General features: G+C 74.4%; 20 protein-coding genes. 15 read left to right on the top strand and 5 right to left on the bottom strand.

What is annotated here, in order from left to right; genetic code table 11:
- The first annotated feature begins 6 nt into the window (after positions 1-6).
- Complete coding sequence (locus tag OG823_RS07090) at positions 7-1,227, top strand: cytochrome P450 (protein ID WP_371478440.1); 1,221 nt, start codon at positions 7-9, stop codon at positions 1,225-1,227.
- Between the two features lie 61 nt (positions 1,228-1,288).
- On the opposite strand, the gene OG823_RS07085 is transcribed toward OG823_RS07090, so the two are convergent.
- A complete protein-coding gene (locus OG823_RS07085; RefSeq protein WP_371484337.1) occupies positions 1,289-2,092 on the bottom strand; it encodes an inositol monophosphatase in 804 nt (267 codons plus the stop codon).
- Between the two features lie 397 nt (positions 2,093-2,489).
- Between OG823_RS07085 and OG823_RS07080 the strand changes: the two genes are divergently transcribed.
- Positions 2,490-3,335 (top strand): (2Fe-2S)-binding protein, encoded by an 846-nt coding sequence (locus OG823_RS07080; RefSeq protein WP_371478438.1) that lies wholly within the window; start codon positions 2,490-2,492, stop codon positions 3,333-3,335.
- A gap of 36 nt (positions 3,336-3,371) precedes the next feature.
- On the opposite strand, the gene OG823_RS07075 is transcribed toward OG823_RS07080, so the two are convergent.
- Positions 3,372-4,631 carry an MFS transporter gene (locus OG823_RS07075; protein WP_371478437.1) on the bottom strand — a complete coding sequence of 420 codons (1,260 nt, stop codon included), beginning with the start codon at positions 4,629-4,631 and terminating at the stop codon, positions 3,372-3,374.
- 231 nt (positions 4,632-4,862) lie between these two features.
- Entirely contained in the window at positions 4,863-5,636 is a 774-nt protein-coding gene (locus OG823_RS07070) for a MerR family transcriptional regulator (RefSeq protein ID WP_371478436.1), read from the bottom strand.
- A gap of 292 nt (positions 5,637-5,928) precedes the next feature.
- Between OG823_RS07070 and OG823_RS07065 the strand changes: the two genes are divergently transcribed.
- From OG823_RS07065 to OG823_RS07045, 5 genes are all read left to right on the top strand, one after another.
- On the top strand, positions 5,929-7,470 hold the full coding sequence (locus OG823_RS07065) for a flavin-containing monooxygenase (protein WP_371478435.1): 1,542 nt from the start codon (positions 5,929-5,931) through the stop codon (positions 7,468-7,470).
- Positions 7,467-8,444 carry an alpha/beta fold hydrolase gene (locus OG823_RS07060; protein ID WP_371478433.1) on the top strand — a complete coding sequence of 326 codons (978 nt, stop codon included), beginning with the start codon at positions 7,467-7,469 and terminating at the stop codon, positions 8,442-8,444. The genes OG823_RS07065 and OG823_RS07060 overlap by 4 nt, the downstream gene beginning before the upstream one ends.
- Entirely contained in the window at positions 8,441-9,346 is a 906-nt protein-coding gene (locus tag OG823_RS07055; protein WP_371478431.1) for an SDR family oxidoreductase, read from the top strand. The genes OG823_RS07060 and OG823_RS07055 overlap by 4 nt, the downstream gene beginning before the upstream one ends.
- A gap of 147 nt (positions 9,347-9,493) precedes the next feature.
- On the top strand, positions 9,494-10,267 hold the full coding sequence (locus OG823_RS07050; RefSeq protein WP_371478430.1) for an SDR family NAD(P)-dependent oxidoreductase: 774 nt from the start codon (positions 9,494-9,496) through the stop codon (positions 10,265-10,267).
- Positions 10,268-10,497: 230 nt separating this feature from the next.
- The gene (locus OG823_RS07045) at positions 10,498-12,321 is read left to right on the top strand and encodes an ABC transporter ATP-binding protein (protein ID WP_371478428.1); all 1,824 of its coding nucleotides are present in this window, start codon (positions 10,498-10,500) and stop codon (positions 12,319-12,321) included.
- A 113-nt stretch (positions 12,322-12,434) separates the two neighbouring features.
- Here the strand turns inward: OG823_RS07045 and OG823_RS07040 are convergent, their stop codons facing one another.
- Positions 12,435-13,103, bottom strand: a complete 669-nt coding sequence (locus tag OG823_RS07040; protein ID WP_371478426.1) for a lysophospholipid acyltransferase family protein — start codon at positions 13,101-13,103, stop codon at positions 12,435-12,437.
- Between the two features lie 262 nt (positions 13,104-13,365).
- Here OG823_RS07040 and OG823_RS07035 point away from each other — a divergent pair, with 262 nt between their 5' ends.
- On the top strand, positions 13,366-13,578 hold the full coding sequence (locus OG823_RS07035) for an EF-hand domain-containing protein (RefSeq protein WP_371478425.1): 213 nt from the start codon (positions 13,366-13,368) through the stop codon (positions 13,576-13,578).
- Positions 13,579-13,642: 64 nt separating this feature from the next.
- Here OG823_RS07035 and OG823_RS07030 read toward each other — a convergent pair whose 3' ends face one another.
- A complete protein-coding gene (locus OG823_RS07030; protein WP_371478423.1) occupies positions 13,643-15,850 on the bottom strand; it encodes a CDP-glycerol glycerophosphotransferase family protein in 2,208 nt (735 codons plus the stop codon).
- 820 nt (positions 15,851-16,670) lie between these two features.
- On the opposite strand from OG823_RS07030, the gene OG823_RS07025 reads away from it, so the two are divergent.
- The 7 genes from OG823_RS07025 to OG823_RS06995 all read left to right on the top strand — a co-directional run bounded on the left by OG823_RS07025 (position 16,671) and on the right by OG823_RS06995 (position 21,729).
- Entirely contained in the window at positions 16,671-16,937 is a 267-nt protein-coding gene (locus tag OG823_RS07025; RefSeq protein ID WP_371478421.1) for a hypothetical protein, read from the top strand.
- Between the two features lie 182 nt (positions 16,938-17,119).
- Entirely contained in the window at positions 17,120-17,542 is a 423-nt protein-coding gene (locus OG823_RS07020) for a secondary thiamine-phosphate synthase enzyme YjbQ (protein ID WP_371478419.1), read from the top strand.
- 127 nt (positions 17,543-17,669) lie between these two features.
- Complete coding sequence (locus tag OG823_RS07015; RefSeq protein ID WP_371478418.1) at positions 17,670-17,873, top strand: hypothetical protein; 204 nt, start codon at positions 17,670-17,672, stop codon at positions 17,871-17,873.
- A gap of 210 nt (positions 17,874-18,083) precedes the next feature.
- Positions 18,084-18,986, top strand: coding sequence for an ABC transporter ATP-binding protein (locus OG823_RS07010; RefSeq protein WP_371478416.1), 903 nt, complete (start codon positions 18,084-18,086; stop codon positions 18,984-18,986).
- 1 nt (position 18,987) lies between these two features.
- Positions 18,988-19,785 carry an ABC transporter permease gene (locus OG823_RS07005; protein WP_371478414.1) on the top strand — a complete coding sequence of 266 codons (798 nt, stop codon included), beginning with the start codon at positions 18,988-18,990 and terminating at the stop codon, positions 19,783-19,785.
- A 20-nt stretch (positions 19,786-19,805) separates the two neighbouring features.
- Positions 19,806-21,089, top strand: coding sequence for a sensor histidine kinase (locus OG823_RS07000; protein WP_371478413.1), 1,284 nt, complete (start codon positions 19,806-19,808; stop codon positions 21,087-21,089).
- Positions 21,082-21,729: a response regulator gene (locus OG823_RS06995; RefSeq protein ID WP_371478412.1), complete on the top strand. Its 648-nt coding sequence runs from the start codon at positions 21,082-21,084 to the stop codon at positions 21,727-21,729. The genes OG823_RS07000 and OG823_RS06995 overlap by 8 nt, the downstream gene beginning before the upstream one ends.
- Positions 21,730-21,744: the final 15 nt, after the last annotated feature.

The raw sequence follows: 21,744 nt of genomic DNA, 5'->3' as shown, positions 1-21,744 counted from the left end.
CCATCCATGAGCACCACTGTCGATCCGGCCACCAGAGCCCGTCCCGAGGCGGCCTTTCCGCTCTCCCAGCGTGGCGACGTCCTGCCCGAGGAGGCGAGGCGGCTGCGCGAGGAACAGCCGGTCGCCAGGGTCCGCACGATGACCGGCGACCCGGCCTGGCTGGTCAGCAGCCACGCGCTGGCCGGCCAGGTGCTGGAGGACGAGCGGTTCAGCCTCAAGGACACCGCCAACCCCGGCGTGCCCCGCCAGTACGCGCTGACCATCCCGCCCGAAGTGGTCGACAACATGGCCAGGATCAACAGCGCGGGCCTGCGCGACGCCGTCATGAAGACCCTCTCACCGCGCGCGGACAAGGGGCTGGACGGGTGGCTGGAGGCCGAGGCGCACCGTCTGATCGACGCGCTGGTCGCCCGGGGCGCGCCCGGCGAGCTGCGCGAGGGCTTCTCCGAGCCGTACTCCGCCGCCCTGCACTGCAGGCTGCTCGGCATCCCCACCGACGACTGGCGACGGCTGATGTCCGGCATCGACCTGGCGTTCGTCACCAGCCCGGCGCCGTTCGAGGGCTCCGCGCCGAACTGGTACCGGGATCTCGGCCACCTGCGGGAGCAGCTGACCGCCGACCCCGCGCCCACCGAGGGCCTGCTCGGCCGGTTCGCCGAGCTGCGCCGCTCGCCCGAGGCGTCGGAGCGGGTCGACGACGAGCTGCTGGCCACCGTGGCGCTGTCGCTGTTCGGCGCGGGCGCGGTCTCCACCTCGGCGTTCCTGCTGCACGCGATCATCGCGCTGGTCCGCCGGCCCGAGCTGGCGGACCGGCTGCGCGCGGAGCCCGCGGTGATCGGCCGGGCCGTCGACGAGCTGCTGCGGGTCAACCTGTCGATCGGCGACGCGCTGCCCAGGCTGGCGCTGGCCGACGTCTGGCTCGGAGACGTCCTGGTCAGGGCGGGTGAGCTCGTCCTGGTCCTGGTGGAGGGGGCGAACTTCGACCCCGAGGTGTTCCCGGACCCCGAGACGATCGACTTCGACCGCGCCGCCAACCCGCACCTGGCCTTCGGCGCCGGCCGGCACTTCTGCCCGGCCTCCGCACTCGGCCGGACCCACGCCGAGATCGCGCTGACCGCACTGGTGCAGCGGCTGCCCGAGCTGCGTCCGGCGCTGCCGATCGAGCAGCTGGCCTGGCGGCCCGGCTTCATCAAGCGCGTTCCGGAGCGGCTGCCGGTGCTCTGGTAGCGGCGCTCGCCCCGCAGCCCGGGCGGGGGCGGCCCGGGTGCGGCGCCCGGGTGCGGGCGGCTCAGGCCGGCAGGCCGAGCAGGATCGCCCTGGTCCGCTCCCAGGTGTCGGGGTCGCAGGCGACCAGCAGGCCGTCCTCGCCGCCGGGCGGGTCGGGCCGGTAGGGGGAGCCGTCCAACCGGGCGGAGACCCCGCCGGCCTCGCTGACCAGCAGCGATCCCGGGGCATGGTCCCACGGGAGGGTGCGTGAGTAGAGGATGAACTCCTGCTCGCCGCCCGCGATCCTCGGGTACTCCACCCCGGCTGCGTGGCGGCCGTCGGTCACCTCGCCGAAGACCGTCGCGTTGGCGCTCAGCCGGCCGTGGTCGTCCGGGGCGACGAACCGCCGCTTGAGCACGCCGCGCCAGTCGCCGGGCGAGTCGGAGGCCGGCGTCCGGGACAGCCGTTCGCCGTCCCGCCAGGCTCCGGAGCCCAGCTCGGCCGTGTAGGCGGTGCCGGGCACCGGCTGCCAGATCCAGGAGGCGACCGTCTGCCCGGAGCGGACCAGCGAGGCCATCACCGCGAAGTCGGGGCGGCCGGCGACGAAGTTCCAGGTGCCGTCCACCGGGTCGACCAGCCAGACCGCCGGCTCGGAGAGCAGGGCGTTCGCCAGCTCCGGGTCGGCGGCGACGGCCTCCTCCCCGACCACCGGCACGGGCAGCAGCTCGCGCAGCCGCCGGGCGATGATCACCTCGGCCTCCCGGTCGGCGACGGTGACCACCTCGCCCGGGGCCTTCTCCATCACCTCACCGGCGGCGAGCGCCTTGAAGCGGGGCAGGACCACCTCGGAGGCCGCCTCGGCGAGGATCTCCGCCACCTTCTCCATCAGCACGTGCCGCTCCCTTCGCTGACACCACTCTCGCACGCCCGTGTCACTCGGGCCTACGGCAGCCCCTGGAGCCACAGCTCAGCGGGCCGCCGCAGGCCCGGCGGGGGACGGGCGCACCCTCACCCGGCCGGTGCCGCACCGTCACGGTGCCCGCGTGCGTGCGGGCACCGGCCGCCGGAGCGGTTGCGGGTGGGCCGGCGCCCCGTGCGGCGGGCGCCCGAACGGCCGTGCTGTCGAGGTTCAGCAGAGCACCAGAGGCTAGGTCAGGTATCCCTGAGTCGGTCAAGTTCCGGGCCGTCGCCGCCGCTCACCCGCTCGCCCCGTGGTGTCGTATCTGAGGCACCGTCGGATGCCTGTAAGGTGAGGCTCGCCTTAGCTCAATCCGGGAGAGTCCATGTCCGACACGCAGGTACGGGGATCGCGGGTCGGGTCGCCGCTCGAAGCGACCTACCGAGAACTGTTGCTGAGCTGCGGGTCGCTGCGGGCGGGCCTCCTGGTGACGGGTCGGGGGCCGGAGCGCCCGGGCCACGTCGGAGCGGGTGAGCTGGCCGAGCACCTGGACCTCCTGGTGGCGGGCGAGGCGGCCCGGATCCTCGCCGAGCACGGGCACGAGGCGCGTGAGCACGTGGCAGCCTCCCGGCTCCTGCACCACTACCTGTGGTCGCTCTGTCTGCTCGTCAGCGGCCCCTGGTACCTGGCCCGCCGGGTGCCCCGGATCATGCCCGCGGATGTCTGGATCGATCCGGCCGGCGGCGAACTCGTCGTGCGACCGGGTGAGTTCGCCTGCCTGCCCGGCGACCCGGCGGCCGGTCTGCCCGGAGTCCGGGTGCTGGCCGGCGAGGACGGGCTCCGGGCCGAGCTGCGGGCGGTCCTCGCCGAGCACCTCGCTCCCGTCCTGGCCGTCTTCCGGCGCCCGCTGAAGCGCGGGCCGCGCGCGCTGTGGGGGATGGCCACCGACGACCTGGTCTCGGGCATCTGGTACCTCGGCCGCATGCGCGGTGAGGAGGACCGGGCCGTCCGCGAGGCCACCGCCCTGCTGCCCGGCGACACCGCGCCCTTCCCCGGTGCGGCCGGCTTCCGCCGGCTGGCCGGGGCCGACGGGCGCGATCATCGGACCCGCACCCGCCTCGGCTGCTGCCTGTACTACGCCATCCGGCCCGCCGACACCTGTCTCACCTGCCCGCGCACCTGCGACGCGGAGCGCCTGCGGCGCCTTGAGCAGGAGGCGGAGCCGGCCTGAGCGGGCGGCGCGAGCGACGGGCGCGGACCCGCCCGGTCACGGGGCCCGGTGTCCCGGGCCGGCCGCCGACCCGGCGAGCCGCTCCGTCGTCAGGGGCGGCGCCGGGCGCCGGGGGTGGCGCCGGTCCGTCGCGGTGGCGGCGGCCAGCAGCAACGCGGCGGCGGCGGACGCCACCGTCACCCGGAACGGCGCGGCCGGCCCGTACGTCTCGGCGGTCCAACCGCCGAGCAGCGTCCCGGCGGACTGCGCCAGGATGATGCTGCTGACCAGGGCGGCCATCGCCTCGCCCAGGCGCCCGGCCGGCACCGTCCGCTCCACCAGGGCGAACATCGTGATCATCTGCGGGGCGATCGCCACCCCGACGCAGCCCACCGCCGCCGCGAGGGTGAGCACGCCGCCGCTCGCCCCCAGGAGCAGGACCGAAGCCCCGAACAGCAGGGCGGTACCGGCCCGCAGCCGCAGCGGCAGGCCCGCGCGGGCGGGCAGCGCGGCCGTGGCGACGCCGGCGAAGGCGCTGGTCAGGCCCATGAAGCCGTAGATCAGCCCGGCCGCCCCCGGTCGCCCGAGCGCCTCGGTGACCGAGGTGACCCCGACCTGGAGCGAGCCGAAGCAGGCGCCGAGCAGCCCTATGCCCGCGAGCAGCAGGACATAGGAGGTGCCCAGCAGCCGTTCCCCCGAGCGGGCCTGCCGGACGGCGGGCGGTGACGCGGTCGGGTGCGCGGCGAACAGCGTGGCGCCGACGCCGACCAGGGCGGCGGCCAGCAGCAGTCCGACGGCGGGGTCGGCGAAGCCCGCGAGCAGGCCGACCAGCGCGGGCCCGGTGGTGAAGCTGATCTCGTCCACGATCCCGTCCAGGGAGAGCATCGAGGAGGTCAACTCCGGCTTCCCGTCGGCCAGGCGGACCCACCTGCTGCGTGAGAGCGGCCCCACCAGCGGGACCGAGAGCCCGGCCAGCACGGCCGGTGCCAGCTGCCAGCCGAGTGGCGCCCCGCCCTCGGAGGCGGCCACCAGCGCGACGATCGCCACCGTGTTGACGGCCGCCGCGAGCAGGCCGATCCGCCGCTGGCCCCGGCGGTCCGCCAGCCGTCCGACCACCGGTCCGCCGGCCGCCTGCCCGATCGCCAGCGCCCCCGCCACCGCCGAACCCCGCCACACGCTGCCGGAGTTGCCGGTGACCAGCAACAGTGTGCCGATCGGGCACATCGCGTTCGGCAGCCGTCCCAGCAGTGACCAGAGCAGCACCCGGCCCCCCGTCAGTCGGGCCGCTCCCCTGAACCCGTCCACCACGGCCGCCATGTCGAGCCCCCACCACCCGGGCCGCCCCGGGCGCCCGCCTCCCGTGGTCGGCCCAGCCAGGTGAACCGGACCCGCGGGTGGATCATGAGCCTACGAAGCCGGGGCGTCCGAGGGTAACCGTACGATCACCCAGCGCGCCCGCGCGGGCGCGCGGCGCCCGTTTGGAGGACCGGCCAAGCCCCGGCGGCGGCCGCCCCCGGTCCTTCCGCCGCGGGGCGTCCGGCGATCGCGTTACGCGCCGTCCTGCCGGCGCTGCCTCAGCATCCCGTCGTACTCCGCGTGCACCCGGCGGTCCATGGCAAGTGCGAACTGGGCGTCCGCGACCGTGCGGGCCAGCGGCCGGACCCGCTGGATCTGCTCGGTGAGGTGGGCGGCCTCGCCCGGCGGCAGCGGCGCGTCCTGGACGAGCGCGCCCAGCAGGTGGTCGCGGACCAGCCCGACGAAGAGTTCGGCCATCGCGTCCACGTGCTCCTGGGTCCGTCGGCTGGCCTCCAGCACGGCGCCGAGCGGGACGCCCTCGGCCACCAGGGCGGTGGTGGCGTCCATCAGCCGCCGGCTGACGTGGGTGATGCCCTCCTCGTGCACGGTGATGTAGCCCTGGGCGATCGACTCCGCCGTGTTGGCGTCGGTCAGCTGGTCGCCGAACGCGTCCTTCAGATCCTGCCAGCTGAGGTTCACCGGAGCCTCGTCCGACCAGGGGGCGACGATCGCCGCCTCCAGGCCGATCAGCTCGGCGACGTCCCGTCCGCTCTCGCCGGCGCCGATCAGCTCGGTGATGCCGCCCAGGGTGTGGCCGCGCTCCAACAGTTCGGCGATCACCCGCAGGCGGGCCAGGTGCGCTTCGCCGTACCAGGCGATCCGGCCCTCCCTGCGGGGCGGCTGGAGCAGCTTGCGCTCACGATAGAACCGCAGGGTGCGGGTGGTGATGCCGGCCGCCCGGGCCAGCTCCTCCACCCGGTACTCGTGCTGCGCCGTCGCCGCCGATGCTGCCCGCTGCTTCTCCACGGCGCTCAGCATAGGGCGCGGCGCAGGGAGGCCCGGTCCGCCCGTGTGGTCCCGGGCCGCCGGCCGCCGGGCCCGTCCGCGCGGTGTCCGTGCGGCGCCCCCGGGGCCGGGGTGCGACGGCCGCCCGGCCGGAGCGCTCCGCCGGCCCGGACCGAACCGGCCGGTAACCAACGCTGCGCGGCTTCTTCCCCCGGATGTCGGCAGCCGCTACGCTGCCAATCGTGCCAGTGATTACTGGCGCGGATCTGATGGACGTGCGCACCTTCGCCCCCACTCCCAGGAGGGACGCCGAATGGCATCCACCCCCAAGCGCCCCGAGCCGGCGGCGCCCGCCACGCCCCACGTCCGGGTCGCCGTGATCGGCTCCGGTTTCGGCGGCCTCGGCGCCGGCGTCCGGCTGCGCCGAGCCGGGATCACCGACTTCGTCATCCTGGAGCGGGCCGGCTCGGTCGGCGGCACCTGGCGCGACAACAGCTACCCGGGCTGCGCCTGCGACGTGCCCTCCCACCTCTACTCCTTCTCCTTCGCGCCCAACCCCGAGTGGCCCCGGGTCTTCTCGGGCCAGCCCGACATCCGGGCGTACCTGGAGAAGGTCACCGACACCTTCGGCCTCCGCCCGCACCTGCGCTTCCACGCCGAGGTGACCGAGGCCCGGTGGGAGAGCGAAGGCGCCCGCTGGCGGGTCACCACCACGGCCGGTGAGTGGACCGCCGACGCGGTCGTCGCCGCGGCCGGGCCGCTCGCCGACCCGCAGATCCCCGACCTCCCCGGCCTGGACGCCTTCCCCGGCAAGGTGTTCCACTCCTCCCGCTGGGACCACGACTTCGACCTGGCGGGCAAGCGCGTCGCGATGGTCGGCACCGGCGCCTCGGCCGCCCAGATCATCCCGAGGATCCAGCCCGAGGCCGGCAAGCTGACGGTCTTCCAGCGCACGCCCGCCTGGGTCCTGCCGCGCCGCGACCGGGAGATCAGCGCCGCCGAGAAGTGGCTGCACAGTGCGCTGCCGGCCACCGCCCAGCTCCGCCGGGGCGTACTCTTCGCCCTGCGCGAGCTCCAGGTGGACGCGTTCGTGCGCCGGCCGGGCGCGCTGCGCCTGGTGCAGCGGATCGCCCAGCGGCACATCGCCGCCGGTGTGGCCGATCCCGCGCTGCGCGCCCGGCTCACGCCGGACTACCGGATCGGCTGCAAGCGCATCCTGCTGAGCAACACCTACTACCCGGCGCTGGCCGCCGCCAACACCGAGGTGGTTTCGGCCGGCCTGGCCGAGGTGCGCGGCTCCACGCTGGTCGCCGCCGACGGCAGCGAGCACGAGGTGGACGCGATCGTCTTCGGCACCGGCTTCCACGTCACCGACATGCCCATCGGCGCCCGGGTGTTCGGCGTGGACGGCCGGAGCCTGGCCCAGGAGTGGAAGGAGGGCATGGAGGCGCTGCGCGGCTCCACCGTGCACGGCTTCCCCAACCTGTTCTTCGTGATCGGCCCCAACACCGGCCTCGGCAACAGCTCGATGATCCTGATGATCGAGTCCCAGCTGAACTACCTGGTGGACGCGCTCACCACGCTGGAGTCCGTCGGCGCGACCGCGATGCAGCCGACCGCCTCGGCCCAGCGGCACTGGAACCTCGAACTCCAGCACCGGATGGAGCGCACCGTCTGGTCCACCGGCGGCTGCACGAGCTGGTACCAGGACGCGGGCGGCAAGAACACCGTGCTGTGGCCCGGCTCCACCACCGGTTTCCGCCGGGCCACCCGCCGGGTGGACCTGGCCGAGTACGAGCTCATCAAGCGCACCGCCCCGCAGTCCTCGCCCCTCGTCCAGGAGGTCTCCGCATGAGCCCCGTGCCACCCGCCGACTGCGTGCTGCCGGCCCCCGTCGAGGAACTGCGGATCCGCTCCGCGGACGGCACCCTGCTGAACGTCCAGGTGTACGGGCGCCCCGACGCGCCCACCGTGCTGCTGGCCCACGGCTGGACCTGCTCGATCGCCTTCTGGGCCCCGGTCCTCCACCGGCTGGCCTCCGACCACCGGGTGGTGGCGTACGACCAGCGCGGCCACGGGGGCAGCGAGATCCCGCGGGAGGCCGCGGCGTACAGCACCCGGGCGCTCGCGGACGACCTGGAGGCGGTGCTCCTCGCGACCGTCCCGGCGGGCGAGCGGGCCCTGCTCGCCGGGCACAGCATGGGCGGTATGACGATCATGGCCGCCGGCGACCGCCCGGAGGTGGCCGCCCGGACGGCGGCCGCCCTGCTGGTCAGCACCGGCGCCGCCGACCTGGTCGCCGAACTGCGAGTCGCGCCGGACGCCGTCCGCCACCCGGGCCTGCGACGGTTCCTGCACCAGCGCATCCTGCGGTCGCGGCTGCCGCTCGGGCCGGTCAACGGGGTGAGCCGGGCCCTGCTCAAGTACGCCACCATGGGCCCCGGCTCGCCCGCCGACCGGGTCGAGGCGACCGCCCGGATCGTGCACGCCTGCCCGACCCGGGTCCGCGCGCACTGGGCCGACGTGCTCGGCGTCCTGGACGTCAGGGCCGGGCTGGCCGTGCTCGCCGCGCCGACCGCCGTGATCGTCGGCACGGACGACCGGCTCACCCCGCCCGTGCTCGCGAACCGGATCGTCGCCGCCCTGCCGGACCCGCAGGGTCTGCTGCTGCTGCCGGGCGTCGGCCACATGGCGCCGGTGGAGCGGCCGGCGGAGGTCGCCGCCGAGATCCGCCGCCTGGCCACCGCGTACCTGACCCCGGCGACCGGCCCCGAGGCCGACCCCGGGAGCGGCCCGAAGGCCGCCGCCGAGAGGAGCACCGTCGCATGAGCGCCACCCCGCCGCTGTCCGCCCAGGTCGTCGTCGTCACCGGAGCGGCCCGGGGCGTCGGCGCCGCCCTGGCCCGCAAGCTCGCCGCGCGAGGGGCCAAGGTGGCCCTGGTCGGCCTGGAGCCCGCCGAGCTGAAGTCCGCGGCCGCGCTCTGCGGGCCGGACGCCTCCTCCTGGGAGGCCGACGTCACCGACGTCGAGGCACTGACCGCCACCGCCCGCGCCATCCAGGACCGCTACGGCCGGATCGACGCGGTGGTCGCCAACGCCGGCATCGCCATCGGCGGCCCGCTGCTGGACAGCGACCACCGGGCGTTCAGCCGGGTGATCGAGGTCAACCTGCTGGGCAGCGTCGCCACCGCCCGGGCGTTCCTGCCCGCGCTCACCGAGAGCGGCGGCTACCTGCTGCAGATCGCCTCGCTGGCGGCGCTCACCCCGGCGCCCCTGATGAGCGCCTACTGCGCGAGCAAGGCCGGAGTGGAGTCGTTCGCCCACGCGTTGCGTGCGGAGGTCGCCCACCAGGGCGTCAAGGTTGGTGTCGGTTACCTGAGTTGGACCGACACCGACATGGTGCGCGGCGCCGACCAGGACGAGGTGCTGCGGCAGATGCGCTCGCGCCTGCCCTGGCCGGCCAACAAGACCTATCCGCTGGACCCGGCGGTCGACCGGCTGGTGGCCGGGATCGCCAGGCGCTCCGCGCACGTCTACGCCCAGGCCTGGCTGCGTGCCGTGCAGCCGGTGCGCTCGGTGCTGCCGGGGCTGATCGCCGCGGTCGGATCGCGGGACATCGCCAAGCTCGCCCCGCAGTTGAGGGCCACGGCCGGTACCCGGCTGCGCGCGGTCGGCGCCGGGGGTGAGGCCGACACCGCGGCCCGCTCCACGTCGGCGGGGCCCGGCGAGTAGCGGCCGGGGCCGAAGCGGCCGCGGCGCCGTCCGTCCGTGGGAGAGCGGGCGGCGGCGCCGCGTGCCGTCCGCCCGCCCGGGGAGGCAGGGGGGCGGCAGGTGCCTCGGGTCGGTGTGTTCCGGCGGGAGAATCGGTACGGTCGGGCCATGACCACTGCCCTCATCACCGGCGCCACCGCCGGCATCGGCGCGACCTTCGCCCGTAGGCTCGCGCGCGCCGGCCACGACCTCGTCCTGGTCGCCAGGGACACCGAGCGGCTGTCGGAGGCCGCCGAGAAGCTCTCCACCGAGTACGGCGTCGCCGTGGAGCCGCTGACCGCGGACCTCTCGACGGAGGCCGGCATCGCCGCGGTCGAGACGCGGCTGTCGGACGCCGGCCGGCCGGTGGACCTGCTGGTCAACAACGCCGGCTTCGGCAACAAGGGGGCCTTTCTGACGATCCCTCTGCAGAGCGAGCTCGACATGCTCAAGGTGCACGTCGAGGCGGTCCTGCGGCTGACCTCGGCCGCTCTGCCGGGTATGCGCGAGCGCGGACGCGGCGGGATCGTCAACGTCGCCTCGGTGGCGGCCTTCCTGCCCCGCGGCACGTACGGCGCGTCCAAGGCGTGGGTGGTGAGCTTCACCCAGGGCGTCGCCCGCGACCTCGGTCCCTCCGGGGTGCGGCTGATGGCGCTCTGCCCCGGGTTCACCCGCACCGAGTTCCACCAGCGGGCCGGCATGGGCACCTCGAACGTGCCCTCCTGGGGGTGGCTGTCCGCCGAGCGGGTGGTGAACGAGGCGATGCGCGACTTCGCCCGGGGCCGCTCGATCTCCGTGCCGGGCAAGCGCTACAAGGCCGCGGTGGCGCTGGCCCGACTGCTGCCCGCGGGCAAGCTGGGCAAGGTGTCCTCGAAGGCGGCCCGGACGTACGGCAAGGACTGACGGCCCGGACGTACGGCAAGGACGTACGGCAAGGACCGAAGGCCGGGGGCGGGGCGTGGCCGGGCACCGCCCGCCTCGGGCCCGCCGCCCGCCTCGGGCCCGGGCCGCCGTCCGGGCGGGGAAGGAATAGATCCGACCTCATTATTAGCTTTGCTAACTATGAGCCATTCTCTGTATGCTGGCAGCCGACCCGCGCCGCCGGCGCGCCCGCACCACCCGGAGGACCGCCCTTGAGGCCCGACACCACCACCTGGACCCCGCCCGCCCCCGTCGAGGGCGAGCCGCCGCCGCCCAGGCAGCTGCGCCGCATCCTGGCGCTCTTCCGCCCGTACGCGGGCCGGCTCGGCGTGGTCGGGCTGCTGGTGGCCGCCTCGGCGGTGGTCTCGGTGGTGTCGCCGTTCCTGCTCCGGGCCGTCCTGGACACCGCGATACCGCAGGGCCGGACGGGGCTGCTCAGCCTGCTGGTGCTCGGCATGATCGCGACGGCCGTGGTCAACAGCATCTTCAACGTGCTGCAGACCCTGATCTCCACCACCGTCGGACAGCGGGTGATGCACGACCTGCGGACCGGCGTCTACACGCACCTCCAGCGGATGTCCCTGGCCTTCTTCACCCGCACCAGGACGGGGGAGGTGCAGTCCCGGATCGCCAACGACATCGGCGGCATGCAGTCCACCGTGACGTCCACCGCCACCTCGCTGGTCTCCAACTTCACCAGCGTGATCGCCTCGGTGGTCGCGATGGCCGCCCTGGACTGGCGGCTGACGCTGGTCTCGCTGCTGCTGCTCCCGCTCTTCGTCTGGATCAGCCGCCGGGTCGGCGGCGAGCGCAAGAAGATCACCACCGAGCGGCAGAAGCAGCTGGCGCTGATGTCCTCGGCCGTCCAGGAGTCGCTCTCGGTCAGCGGGATCCTGCTCGGCCGCACGATGGGCCGCTCCGCCTCGCTCTCCGGCGAGTTCACCGAGCAGTCCGACCGCCTCGCCGACCTGGAGATCCGCTCCAGCATGGCCGGGCGCTGGCGGATGAACACCATCCAGATCGTGATGGCCGCGATGCCGGCGGTGATCTACTGGGCGGCCGGGCTGGCCGCCGCCGGGGGTTCGCCGATCGTCTCGATCGGGACCCTGGTCGCCTTCGTCTCGCTCCAGCAGGGGCTGTTCCGTCCGACCGTCAGCCTGCTCTCCACCGGGGTGCAGGTGCAGAGCTCGCTGGCGCTGTTCCAGCGCATCTTCGAGTACCTGGACCTGCCGGTGGAGATCGCCGAGCCGGCCGAGCCCGTCCACCTGGAGCGGATCCGGGGCGAGGTGCGCTTCGAGGGCGTCGGCTTCCGCTACGACCCGGAGCAGGAGCGGCCCACCCTGGCGGGGATCGGCCTGACGGTGCCGGCCGGGGGCTCGCTGGCCGTGGTCGGGGAGACCGGCTCGGGGAAGACCACGCTCGGCTACCTCGTGCCGAGGCTGTACGACGTGACGGCCGGCCGGGTCACCATCGACGGCACGGACGTGCGCGAGCTCTCCTTCGACAGCCTCTCGCGGGCCGTCGGGGTGGTCTCCCAGGAGACGTACCTGTTCCACGCCTCGGTCGCCGACAACCTGCGGTTCGCCAAGCCGGAGGCCACCGACGAGGAGCTGGTCGCGGCGGCCTCGGCCGCGCAGATCCACCACATGATCGCCGCCCTGCCGGACGGCTACGACACGCTCGTCGGCGAGCGCGGCCACCGCTTCTCGGGAGGGGAGCAGCAGCGCCTCGCGCTCGCCCGGACGATCCTGCGCAACCCGCCGGTGCTGATCCTGGACGAGGCCACCAGCGCGCTGGACAACCGGACCGAGCGGGCCGTCCAGCAGGCCATCGACGCGCTGGCGGCCGGCCGCACCACCATCACCGTCGCGCACCGCCTCTCGACCGTCCGCTCGGCCGACCAGATCGTGGTGCTCGACCGGGGGGAGATCGTCGAGCTGGGTACGCACGAGGACCTGGTCCGGGCGGGCGGACGGTACGCCGCGCTGCTGCGACGGGAGGCACCGGCCGACGTGCCGGTGGACGTACCGGCCTGACGGCCCGCGGCCGGCCGTCCGTCGAGGCCGCCTGCCGCGCCCGTCCGTCGAGGCCGCCTGCCGGGCTCCCGGCCGCCGCCGCGGGCGGCGTCGGCCCGACGCCCCCGGTCGGCTCAGGCGGCCTTGGGGAGCTCGTTGTAGGTCTCCGCGAGCTCCTGGCCGGAGAGCTCCTGGATCGCCCGCATCACCTCGTCGGTGACGTGCCGGCGGGCCTTGGCCGAACGGGCCTGGCCGTGCAGCTCGGTGAACTCCAGCGGAGCCCCGAACCGGACGGTCACCCGGCGGACGCGGGGGATGCGCCGGCCGACCGGCAGGATCTGCTCCGGGCCCTCCAGGGCCACCGGCACCACGGGCACCCCTGCGGTCAGGGCGAGCCAGGCGACACCGGTCTTGCCCCGGTACAGCCGGCCGTCCAGCGAACGGGTGCCCTCCGGGTAGATGCCGAAGGCCTTGTCGTCCTCCAGGATGGCCAGCGCGGACTCCAGCGAGGCCTGCGCGGAGCGGTAGGTGCCGCGCTCCACCGCGACGGCGCCGATCGCCTCGAAGAAGCCCCGGGAGAGCGCGCCCTTGATCCCGGTCCCGGTGAAGTACTCGGCCTTGGCGAGGAAGTGCACCCGGCGCGGCGCCGTCAGCGGGATCACCACGCTGTCGATGAACGAGAGGTGGTTGCTGGCGAGGATCACCCCGCCCTTGCGCGGGACGTTCTCCAGCCCCTCGATCACGGGCCGGTAGACCGCGCGGGCGAGGGGTTTCAGCACCAGCTTGGTGAGGATGTTGATCATGGTCCCTCCCTGGACGAACGTCCGGGCCGTCTGCACCCGGGCCTGAGTGTGCGTGGATCGGCTCGTCGGCGGGCCGAGATCAGATCGCAGGGTACGACATGCACCCCGGCGGCCGTCCACTCCCGTCCACGACCGGCCTGTCGCGCCGCACAGGGATCCGTGGCGTACGAACACCCGTCCGGACCAGGGGGCCGGGACCTCCGGCCGAGCGGGGCCGGTACTGTACGCCAGTCAGCAACACGTACAGGAGGGGACATATCCCATGGCAGACATCGAGGCGGCCCGTCAGGCCTTCGAGCGGTTCGACATCAACGGTGACGGCATGATCTCCGCCGCCGAGTACTCCCGGGTCATGGCCGAGCTCGGCGACCCGCACGTCTCGGTCGCGGTCGCCGAGTCCGTGATCAAGGCGTCCGACGGCAACGGCGACGGCCTGCTCTCCTTCGAGGAGTTCTGGGCCTCGCGCAACCGCTGAGCCCGCGTGGCGCGGGGGCCGGCACCGGACACCCGGGCCGGCCCCCGCTTCGTTGCGGCGGGTCTCAGCCGGTCGGGTCGACCGGGAACACCCGGCGTACCACCCGCTCGGCCGCGCCGCCGTCGTCCCAGGGGCAGAACCGCTCGCGGAACTTCGCGCGGGCGGCCGACTCGGTGTCGCCCGCCAGCAGGGCCCCGGCCAGTGCGTCGGCGTCCACCGTCACCGCGCCGGGCGGCTCGGCGAACAGGTCGAAGTACACGCCCCGGTCGCGCCGGTACTCCTCCCAGTCCGGTGCGAAGACGACGATCGGGCGGTCCAGCACGGCGTAGTCGAACATCATCGACGAGTAGTCGGTGACCAGGACGTCCGCCGCGAGGCAGAGGTCCTCCACGGCCGGGTGGTCGGAGACGTCCACCACCGCCGCCGCCCCGGCCTCGGCCGTCAGGTGGGGCATCACACCGGCGTGGAAGTAGTGCGCCCGCACCAGCAGGGTGAAGCCGGGGCCCAGCTTCCGGGCCAGCTCGGGGACGTCCAGCAGCGGGACGAAGGCGCCGTCCCCGCCGTCCCGGTGGGTGGGGGCGTACAGCACGGCCGTACGCCCCTCGGGCAGCCCCAGGCGGGCGCGCATCGCGGCCACCTCGGCGGGCGTGGCGGCCGCCAGCCGGTCGTTGCGCGGGTAGCCGGTGTCGAGCATCTCGTAGTGCCCGGGGTAGGCCCGGGCGAAGTGCTCGCTGGTGTGCGGGTTGGGCGAGACCAGGTAGTCCCACCGCCCGACGGCCTCCAGCAGCCGGTCGAAGTCCATCCCCCGGGCGGCCACCGGGTGGTCCCGCAGATCCATGCCCATCATCTTCAGCGGCGTGCCGTGCTGGGTCTGCACGTGCACCGTGCCGGAGCGCTTGACCATCGTGCGCGGGAAGTTGACGTTGTTGACGAAGTACTTGGCGGTCGCCATCGCCTTCAGGTACCCGGGCGTGTTGACGATCACGTACGGCACCCCGGCGGGCAGTCCGGCCGCCTGCTCGCCGGTCTCCACCGCCCACACGCCCCGGATCCGCGGCGCGAGCTCGCGGGCCTTCTCGTAGATCGCGGCCGGGTTGCAGGCGTAGCCCCGGTGCCAGTAGGCGGCGTACACCGCCAGGTGCTCGTCCAGCGGCAGTCGGCGGAAGGCGTTGTAGGCCGTGAAGCGGGCGCCGCTGCGCACACCGCGCCGCACCGCCGGTGCCACCGCGCGGGCGCCGCGCTTCAGGTCGCGCGGAAGCCGCCCGGTGCGGCGCAGCTCCTCGTACGCGAGCCGGGAGCCGCGGGCGGCCAGGCGGTAGCGCAGGCCGTCGACGCCGCCGGGGAAGTGGTAGCCGGCCGGCCGGTGGCGGGCGAAGTGGACGCCGATCCGCCGGAAGAAGTCCTTGCGCAGGGCCACCGGCACGAGCCCGGGGCTGTCGTACACGGTCAGCGCCTGCTTGACGGTGCGCTCGAACACCAGGGTGCGCAGCGAGCCCTCCACGCCCTGCCGGTCCAGCGCGGCGAAGATCGCGTCGTACTGGGCGAAGGCGTCCGCGTGCTTGGGGGAGGCGGTGCTGGTGATCGCGCCCGGCCGGCCCCGGCGGTAGTTGTAGCAGGAGCGGTCGAGGTAGCGGATCCGCCCGGCGGCCAGCAGCGCGGGGTAGGTGACCGAGATGTCCTCGTAGAAGCCGCGTCCGAAGGAGACGCCGAGGCCGAGCAGGAACTCCCGGCGGAAGACCTTGTTCCAGACCGACATCACCGTCCTGAAGAGCGCCGGGTACTCGCGCAGAGTGCCGCCCTCGACGAGCGGGGAGCCGGTCAGGACGTGCCGCCAGGGGTTGGGCTCGGTCGAGTCGTCCGGGTAGACGTGGGTGAAGCCGGTCAGCAGGATGTCGGCCGGTGCGTCCGCCGTGCCCGGCGCGCCCTCGCGGGCGAGTTCCCGCTCCAGTTCGGCGGTGATCGCGTCCAGCGAGCCCTCGGGCAGCCAGTCGTCGCTGTCGACGAACCAGACGTACGTGCCGCGGGCCTGCGCCAGGCCGGCCTCCCGGGCGCCGCCGAGGCCCTGGTTCTCGGCCAGGTGCAGCACGCGTAGCCGGTGGTCGGCGGCCGCGTACCCGTCCAGGATCTCGCCGCAGCGGTCGGGGGAGCGGTCGTCGACCGCGATCAGTTCGAACCGGCCGTCGTCCGGGCCGCCGAGGATCGAGTCGAGGCAGCGCGCGAGGAAGCGCTCCACGCCGTGGACCGGCAACACGATGCTGAGGAGGACTGTCACGCTCGTTGGCTCCGCGCTCCACGAGAGGGGCCCGGCGCTCGGCCCGGTCCCGGGGTTACTGGGGGGAGGTGCGGGCGGGTTCCGCCGCTGGCCACCTGGCCCGCCTACTGTACCCAGGCGGGGCTCGGCGACCGGAACGGGGACACCCGGGGGCGCGGCGGGTGGCGTAACGAGAAGCGGCCGCTGGTGCCGCGCCCGTGCGAGGGCGGCACCAGCGGCCTGGTGGCGGTCCGGCCGACCCTCAGCGGCCGACCGCCAATCCGTACACCGCACCGAGTCTGGCCGCCGCAGCGTCGAGGCGACCGGACAGTGACTCCATGCGGGTGTCGGAAGTTCCTTCACCTGTCGAATCCAATCGACCGGCAGGGGTGGCGCATCTCTCACCGGCCCTGCCGATAGAGATATTGCTTGTAGGTTTCGCTCCCGTCAATCCCCCCGGTGTGTTCACTTTCCGAAGTCATTACCGGAAACATCCCGGAAGCCTCGGGGACGGGGCTGCTGTTGACAGCTGATCTCACAGCAACCCCCCGGCTTTCGGTCCCGGCCCCGGCGTCCGATCCCCGCGCGCCGGTATCCGCCCTGGTCGCGCGCCCCGCGCGGACCGCACCGCCCGAGCGCCGGGTGCCTCCGCCGGGCGGTCCCGCACACAGGTCGTGCACCACCATCGATGCGCGTTCGTGACCGGGGCAGCGGCCCCTGGTGAGGCGTCAGTTGTCTTCGCGCGATACGGTGGCGGAACACCAGGACGGTTGCGCGAAGGCCGTCTGTCACGGATAGTCTTCGCCTCACGGCCCTGGCGCCTCGTAGGGGTGGGAAACTGATGGAACACATGCAAGTGCGGACTCGGCCACGGGTGCCGGCGATCCAGTGCGGTGTCGGCGCGACCGGCCGCAGGATCGAACACCACCTGGCAGTGCTCGGCGCGCCCGCGCTCCCGGTGGTCGACACCGCCGAGGCGCTCGGGTTGATAAGGGAGCTGACACCGCGCGGTGTCAGCACCCCGTCCGCGCCGCGGCGCACCGCGCGGGTGTCGCTGCTGGCGCCACTGCGGCGGCTGCGACGGAGCCTCTTCGGTGGTCGCGGCTAGGCCGGAGACGGCCCGGCGCGCGCCCACCGCACCGACCCGATGGACCACGTGTCCATCGGGTCGTCGCCATGACCGGAGCAGTACCGGTGAGGGGTGCGGATGATAGCGGCCGGTGAGCTCCGCCCGCAGGGAGTCGGCCAAGGTTGTCGGCCCGCCCTCCCGCCGTGGGTGAGGATGGCGCCATGGCGGACAACTTCCACACCCTGACGTTCCAGATCACCACCGGCAGCCACGAGGTCGCCCTCGACATCACCGACCGCTGCACCGCGTTCCTCGCCGAGCACGCGGCCGGGCGGGACGGGCTGCTCAACGTGTTCGTCCCGCACGCCACGGCGGGAATCGCGATCCTGGAGACCGGCGCCGGCAGTGACGACGACCTGCTGGCCACCCTGCGGGAGCTGATCCCGGCCGACGACCGCTGGCGCCACCGCCACGGCAGCGCGGGCCACGGCCGCGACCACGTGCTGCCGGGCCTGGTCGCCCCGCACGCCACGCTGCCCGTGATCAGCGGCCAACTGGCCCTCGGGGTGTGGCAGTCGGTCGTCCTGGTCGACACCAACGGTGACAACCCCCGGCGTACCGTGCGGCTCTCCTACCTCGGCTGAGCCGCTGCCGTCCGGCCGCCACCGTCGGTCGGCCGGGCACCGGACCGCGGCGAAGGCCGGCCCGGCCGGCGCCGGACGCCGTGGGACGGCCTTGCGGCGCACGGGAGCGGCGGAGTAGGAAGGCGGCATGAGCGACGACACCGAGCAGGTCTGCGCCGTGGCGCCGGCCGGCACCCTGCAGGCACTGACCCCCGACCCGGACGGGGTCGGTCCGCGCGCCGACTGCGTCCTGTGCGGCGAGCCCACCGAACTCCCCGCCGACCACCCGGGCAGCACCCTCTGCCCGGTCTGCGCCTGGCAGCAGGCCCAGCGGATCGCCTGCTCGGGCTGACACCGGCTCGATCGCTCGATCGGGCCGGCACCGGCGCGATTGCCTGCTCGGGCCGACCCCGGCTCGATCGCCTGCTCGGGCCGATACCGGGCCGGCCACCGGGGCCCCCGGCCGGGCCTCAGTCGTAGCGCCGGGTCAACCGATCGGTTGATGCCGGGTCGAGCGCGTCGGGCGATGCCCGCGAGGGCCGTGCGGCGGGATTCTCGACGCATGGCGATCATCGAGGTTGACGGGCTGCGCAAGTCCTACGGGGGCCGGCCCGTGGTGGACGGGATCTCCTTCACGGTCGAGGAGGGCGAGATCTTCGGCATTCTCGGCCCCAACGGCGCCGGGAAGACCACCACCGTCGAGTGCGTCGAGGGGCTGCGGACCCCCGACGCCGGCAGCGTCCGCGTGGCCGGCCTGGACCCGGTCGCGGACCACCACAGGGTCACCCAGCTGCTCGGCGCCCAGCTCCAGGAGAGCGAGCTCCAGGCCAAACTGACCGTACGCGAGGCGCTGGAGCTGTACGCCGCCTTCTACCCGCGCCCCGCCGACTGGCGGCCGCTGGCCGAGCGGCTCGGCCTCACCGACCGGCTGGGCAGCCGCTTCGGCGGCCTCTCCGGCGGCCAGAAGCAGCGCCTGTTCATCGCACTCGCCCTGATCGGCAACCCCAGGGTGGTGGTGCTCGACGAACTCACCACCGGTCTCGATCCGCGCGCCCGGCGTGCCACCTGGGAGCTGATCGAGGACGTCCGGGCCGCCGGAGTGACCGTCCTGCTGGTCACCCACGTGATGGCCGAGGCCCAGCGCCTCTGCGACCGGATCGCCCTGGTCAGCGGTGGCCGACTCGCCGCCCTGGACACCCCGGCCGGGCTGATCGGCCGGGCCGCCGGCTCCACCGTGATCTCCTTCACCCCCTCGCGGCCGCTGGACGAGCGGGAGCTCTCCGCGCTGCCCTCGGTGGTCTCCGTCGAGCACGGTGACGGCCGGCTGACCGTCACCGGCACGGAGGAGACGGTGGACGCCGTGATCTCCCTGCTCGTCCGGCGCGGGATCACCGCCCGGCACCTGCGCGTCACCGACGCCACCCTCGACGACGCGTTCCTCGACCTCACCGCCCAGGGAGCCTGACATGACCGCCGCCACCGCGTCCCCCGCCCTCCCCGCCGGGGCCGCCACCCCCGGGGCCCTCACCGCGTCCACCGCCGTGCTCAAGGCGGAGGCCGGGCTGTTCGTCCGCGAGCCGCTGAGCCTGTTCTGGGTCGTGCTGTTCCCCTCCGTGCTGCTCACGATCCTCGGTCTGATCCCGGCCTTCCGGCACCCCGACCCCGCGCTCGGCGGGCGCCGCGTGATCGACCTGTACGTCCCGGTGACCGTGCTGCTGGCACTGATGACGGCCGGGATCCAGGCCATGCCGCCCGTCCTGGCCGGCTACCGCGAGCGGGGGATCCTCCGTCGGATGTCGGCCACCCCCGTGCGGCCCCGCACCCTGCTGGCGGCGCAGATCGTGCTGCACGGCGCCGCCGCCCTGGTCTCGGTGGCGCTCACGTTGGCCGTCGGGCGGCTCGCCTTCGGCGTCGCGCTGCCGGGGCGGCCCGGCGGATACCTGCTGGCCCTGCTGCCGGCCACCCTCGGCGCGCTCGCACTCGGCGCGACGGTGGCGGCGCTGTCCCGCACCACCAAGATCGCCGGGGCGGTCGCCTCGGCGGTCTTCTTCCCGATGATGTTCAGCGCGGGCGTCTGGATCCCGGTCCAGGCGATGCCGGCCCTGCTGCGCCGCATCGTCGGCTTCACGCCGTTCGGCGCGGGCGCCCAGGCTCTGGGTCAGGCGGCGGCCGGCGACTGGCCGTCCTGGTCGCACCTCGCGGTCGTGGGACTCTGGGCGGTGGTGCTGACCGGCACCGCGTCCCGCTGGTTCCGGTGGGCGTAGTACCCGGGGGAGAGCGACCGATGACGGCGGACGGCGGGCGGGACACCGTGACGGTGGAGCAGGCGTGGGACCGGTTCTTCCGGTGGGGTCCGTACGCCTTGCTGGGCATCGCGACCCTGGTCGGCGCCGCCAGCAGCGATCTCCTGATGACCGGTGACGAGGCCGTCGCCGCCGGGGCGCTGGTCGCCGCGGCCGTCGCCCTGCAGGCCTGGTGGGGACGGACCGGGCCCGGGCTGCCGGAGTTCGCCCTGGCCGGCCGGGTGCACTACACGCTCCGGTACGCGATCGCCTTCGCGCTCACCTGGCTCAACCCCTTCTTCGCCGTCTACGCGGTGATCGGCTACTTCGACGCCGTCCGGCTGCTGCCCCGCCGCGCCGCCCTGGCCGGCACGCTCGCCACCGCCCTCACCATGGCGGGCTCGCAGGCAGGCGGCCTGCCGCCGGCCTCGGCCGCGCAGTGGATCGCCTTCGGCGCTCTGTTCGTGCTCAACTCCTCACTGGTCCTGGTCTTCGGCCGGCTCGCCGCCCGCGAGGCCGACAACGCCAAGGCCCAGGCGTGCGCCATCACCGCCCTGGAGGAGGCCAACGCCGCCCTGGAGGAGGCCAACGGACGGTTGGAGCGTGCCCTCGCGGAGAACGCCGGCCTGCACGCCCAACTGCTGGTCCAGGCCCGCGAGGCGGGCGTCGCCGACGAGCGCCGGCGACTGGCCGCGGAGATCCACGACACCATCGCGCAGGGCCTGACCGGCATCATCACCCAGCTCCAGGCCGCCGACGAGAGCGCCGATGCCGCCGTCGCCCGCCGGCACACCGACCGCGCGGCGGCGCTCGCCCGGCAGAGCCTGGGGGAGGCCCGGCGCTCCGTGCACGACCTCGGCCCGGCCGCCCTGGAGCGCAACTCGCTGCCCCAGGCGCTGACCGAGGTCACCGGCGCCTGGTCCGAGGCCACCGGCGTGCGGGCCCGGGTCACCGTCACCGGTACGGCCGAGGCGCTGCACGCCGAGGTGGAGGCCACGCTGCTGCGGATCGCGCAGGAGGCCCTCGCCAACGCCGGCCGCCACGCCCGGGCCGGCCGGGTCGGCGTCACCCTCTCCTACATGGACGACGAGGTGACCCTGGACGTCCGTGACGACGGCTGCGGCTTCGACCCGCTCGCCGTCCTGCCGCGCCGCTCCACCGGCGGCTTCGGCCTCGGCGGGATGCGGGCCCGCGCCGAGCGGATCGCCGGGACCGTCGACATCGAGTCCGAACCCGGCGGCGGCACGGCCGTCTCCGCCCGCGTACCCTTGGTCCGCCATGGCTGACCACACCATCACCCTGCTGATCGTCGACGACCACCCGGTCGTCCGGGACGGGCTGCGCGGCATGTTCGCCGCGTCCCCGGACTTCGAGGTGCTCGGGGAGGCGGGTGACGGCGTCGAGGCGGTGGCGCTCGTCGAACGGCTCGACCCCGACGTGGTCCTGATGGATCTTCGGATGCCCGGCGGCCCGGGCGTCGAGGCGATCGCCGAGCTGACCCGGCGGGGAGCGCGCTGCGAGGTCCTCGTGCTGACCACCTACGACACCGACTCGGACACCCTCCCCGCGATCGAGGCCGGCGCCACCGGCTATCTGCTCAAGGACGCCCCCCGCGACGAACTCTTCGCCGCGGTACGGGCGGCGGCCGCCGGACGGAGCGTGCTCTCGCCCGCCGTCGCGTCCCGGCTGGTCTCCCGGGTCCGGTCACCCCGACCCGGCGGCGAGGCGCTGAGCAGCCGGGAGCGCGAAGTGCTGGGGCTGGTCGCCAAGGGAACCTCCAACCGTGCGATCGCCGCGCTGCTCTTCGTCAGCGAGGCGACCGTCAAGACCCATCTCACCCACGTGTACACCAAACTGGGCGTCAGCGACCGGGCCGCCGCCGTCGCGGTGGCGTACGACCGGGGCATCCTGGGCGCCGAGGCCTGACCGGCGGGCCGGCCA

The organism is Kitasatospora sp. NBC_00315, from assembly GCF_041435095.1.
Classification (GTDB): domain Bacteria; phylum Actinomycetota; class Actinomycetes; order Streptomycetales; family Streptomycetaceae; genus Kitasatospora.
Note: the sequence above shows the minus strand (reverse complement) of the source record. Positions and strands in the feature narration are given on the sequence as shown.

Bases quoted from the DNA above. Each gene is read 5' to 3' on its own strand.
- OG823_RS07090 (WP_371478440.1), top strand. From the start codon at position 7: ATGAGCACCACTGTCGATCCGGCCACCAGAGCCCGTCCCGAGGCGGCC.
- OG823_RS07085 (WP_371484337.1), bottom strand. From the start codon at position 2,092: ATGGAGAAGGTGGCGGAGATCCTCGCCGAGGCGGCCTCCGAGGTGGTC.
- OG823_RS07080 (WP_371478438.1), top strand. From the start codon at position 2,490: ATGTCCGACACGCAGGTACGGGGATCGCGGGTCGGGTCGCCGCTCGAA.
- OG823_RS07075 (WP_371478437.1), bottom strand. From the start codon at position 4,631: ATGGCGGCCGTGGTGGACGGGTTCAGGGGAGCGGCCCGACTGACGGGG.
- OG823_RS07065 (WP_371478435.1), top strand. From the start codon at position 5,929: ATGGCATCCACCCCCAAGCGCCCCGAGCCGGCGGCGCCCGCCACGCCC.
- OG823_RS07060 (WP_371478433.1), top strand. From the start codon at position 7,467: ATGAGCCCCGTGCCACCCGCCGACTGCGTGCTGCCGGCCCCCGTCGAG.
- OG823_RS07055 (WP_371478431.1), top strand. From the start codon at position 8,441: ATGAGCGCCACCCCGCCGCTGTCCGCCCAGGTCGTCGTCGTCACCGGA.
- OG823_RS07050 (WP_371478430.1), top strand. From the start codon at position 9,494: ATGACCACTGCCCTCATCACCGGCGCCACCGCCGGCATCGGCGCGACC.
- OG823_RS07040 (WP_371478426.1), bottom strand. From the start codon at position 13,103: ATGATCAACATCCTCACCAAGCTGGTGCTGAAACCCCTCGCCCGCGCG.
- OG823_RS07035 (WP_371478425.1), top strand. From the start codon at position 13,366: ATGGCAGACATCGAGGCGGCCCGTCAGGCCTTCGAGCGGTTCGACATC.
- OG823_RS07025 (WP_371478421.1), top strand. From the start codon at position 16,671: ATGGAACACATGCAAGTGCGGACTCGGCCACGGGTGCCGGCGATCCAG.
- OG823_RS07020 (WP_371478419.1), top strand. From the start codon at position 17,120: ATGGCGGACAACTTCCACACCCTGACGTTCCAGATCACCACCGGCAGC.
- OG823_RS07015 (WP_371478418.1), top strand. From the start codon at position 17,670: ATGAGCGACGACACCGAGCAGGTCTGCGCCGTGGCGCCGGCCGGCACC.
- OG823_RS07010 (WP_371478416.1), top strand. From the start codon at position 18,084: ATGGCGATCATCGAGGTTGACGGGCTGCGCAAGTCCTACGGGGGCCGG.
- OG823_RS07005 (WP_371478414.1), top strand. From the start codon at position 18,988: ATGACCGCCGCCACCGCGTCCCCCGCCCTCCCCGCCGGGGCCGCCACC.
- OG823_RS07000 (WP_371478413.1), top strand. From the start codon at position 19,806: ATGACGGCGGACGGCGGGCGGGACACCGTGACGGTGGAGCAGGCGTGG.
- OG823_RS06995 (WP_371478412.1), top strand. From the start codon at position 21,082: ATGGCTGACCACACCATCACCCTGCTGATCGTCGACGACCACCCGGTC.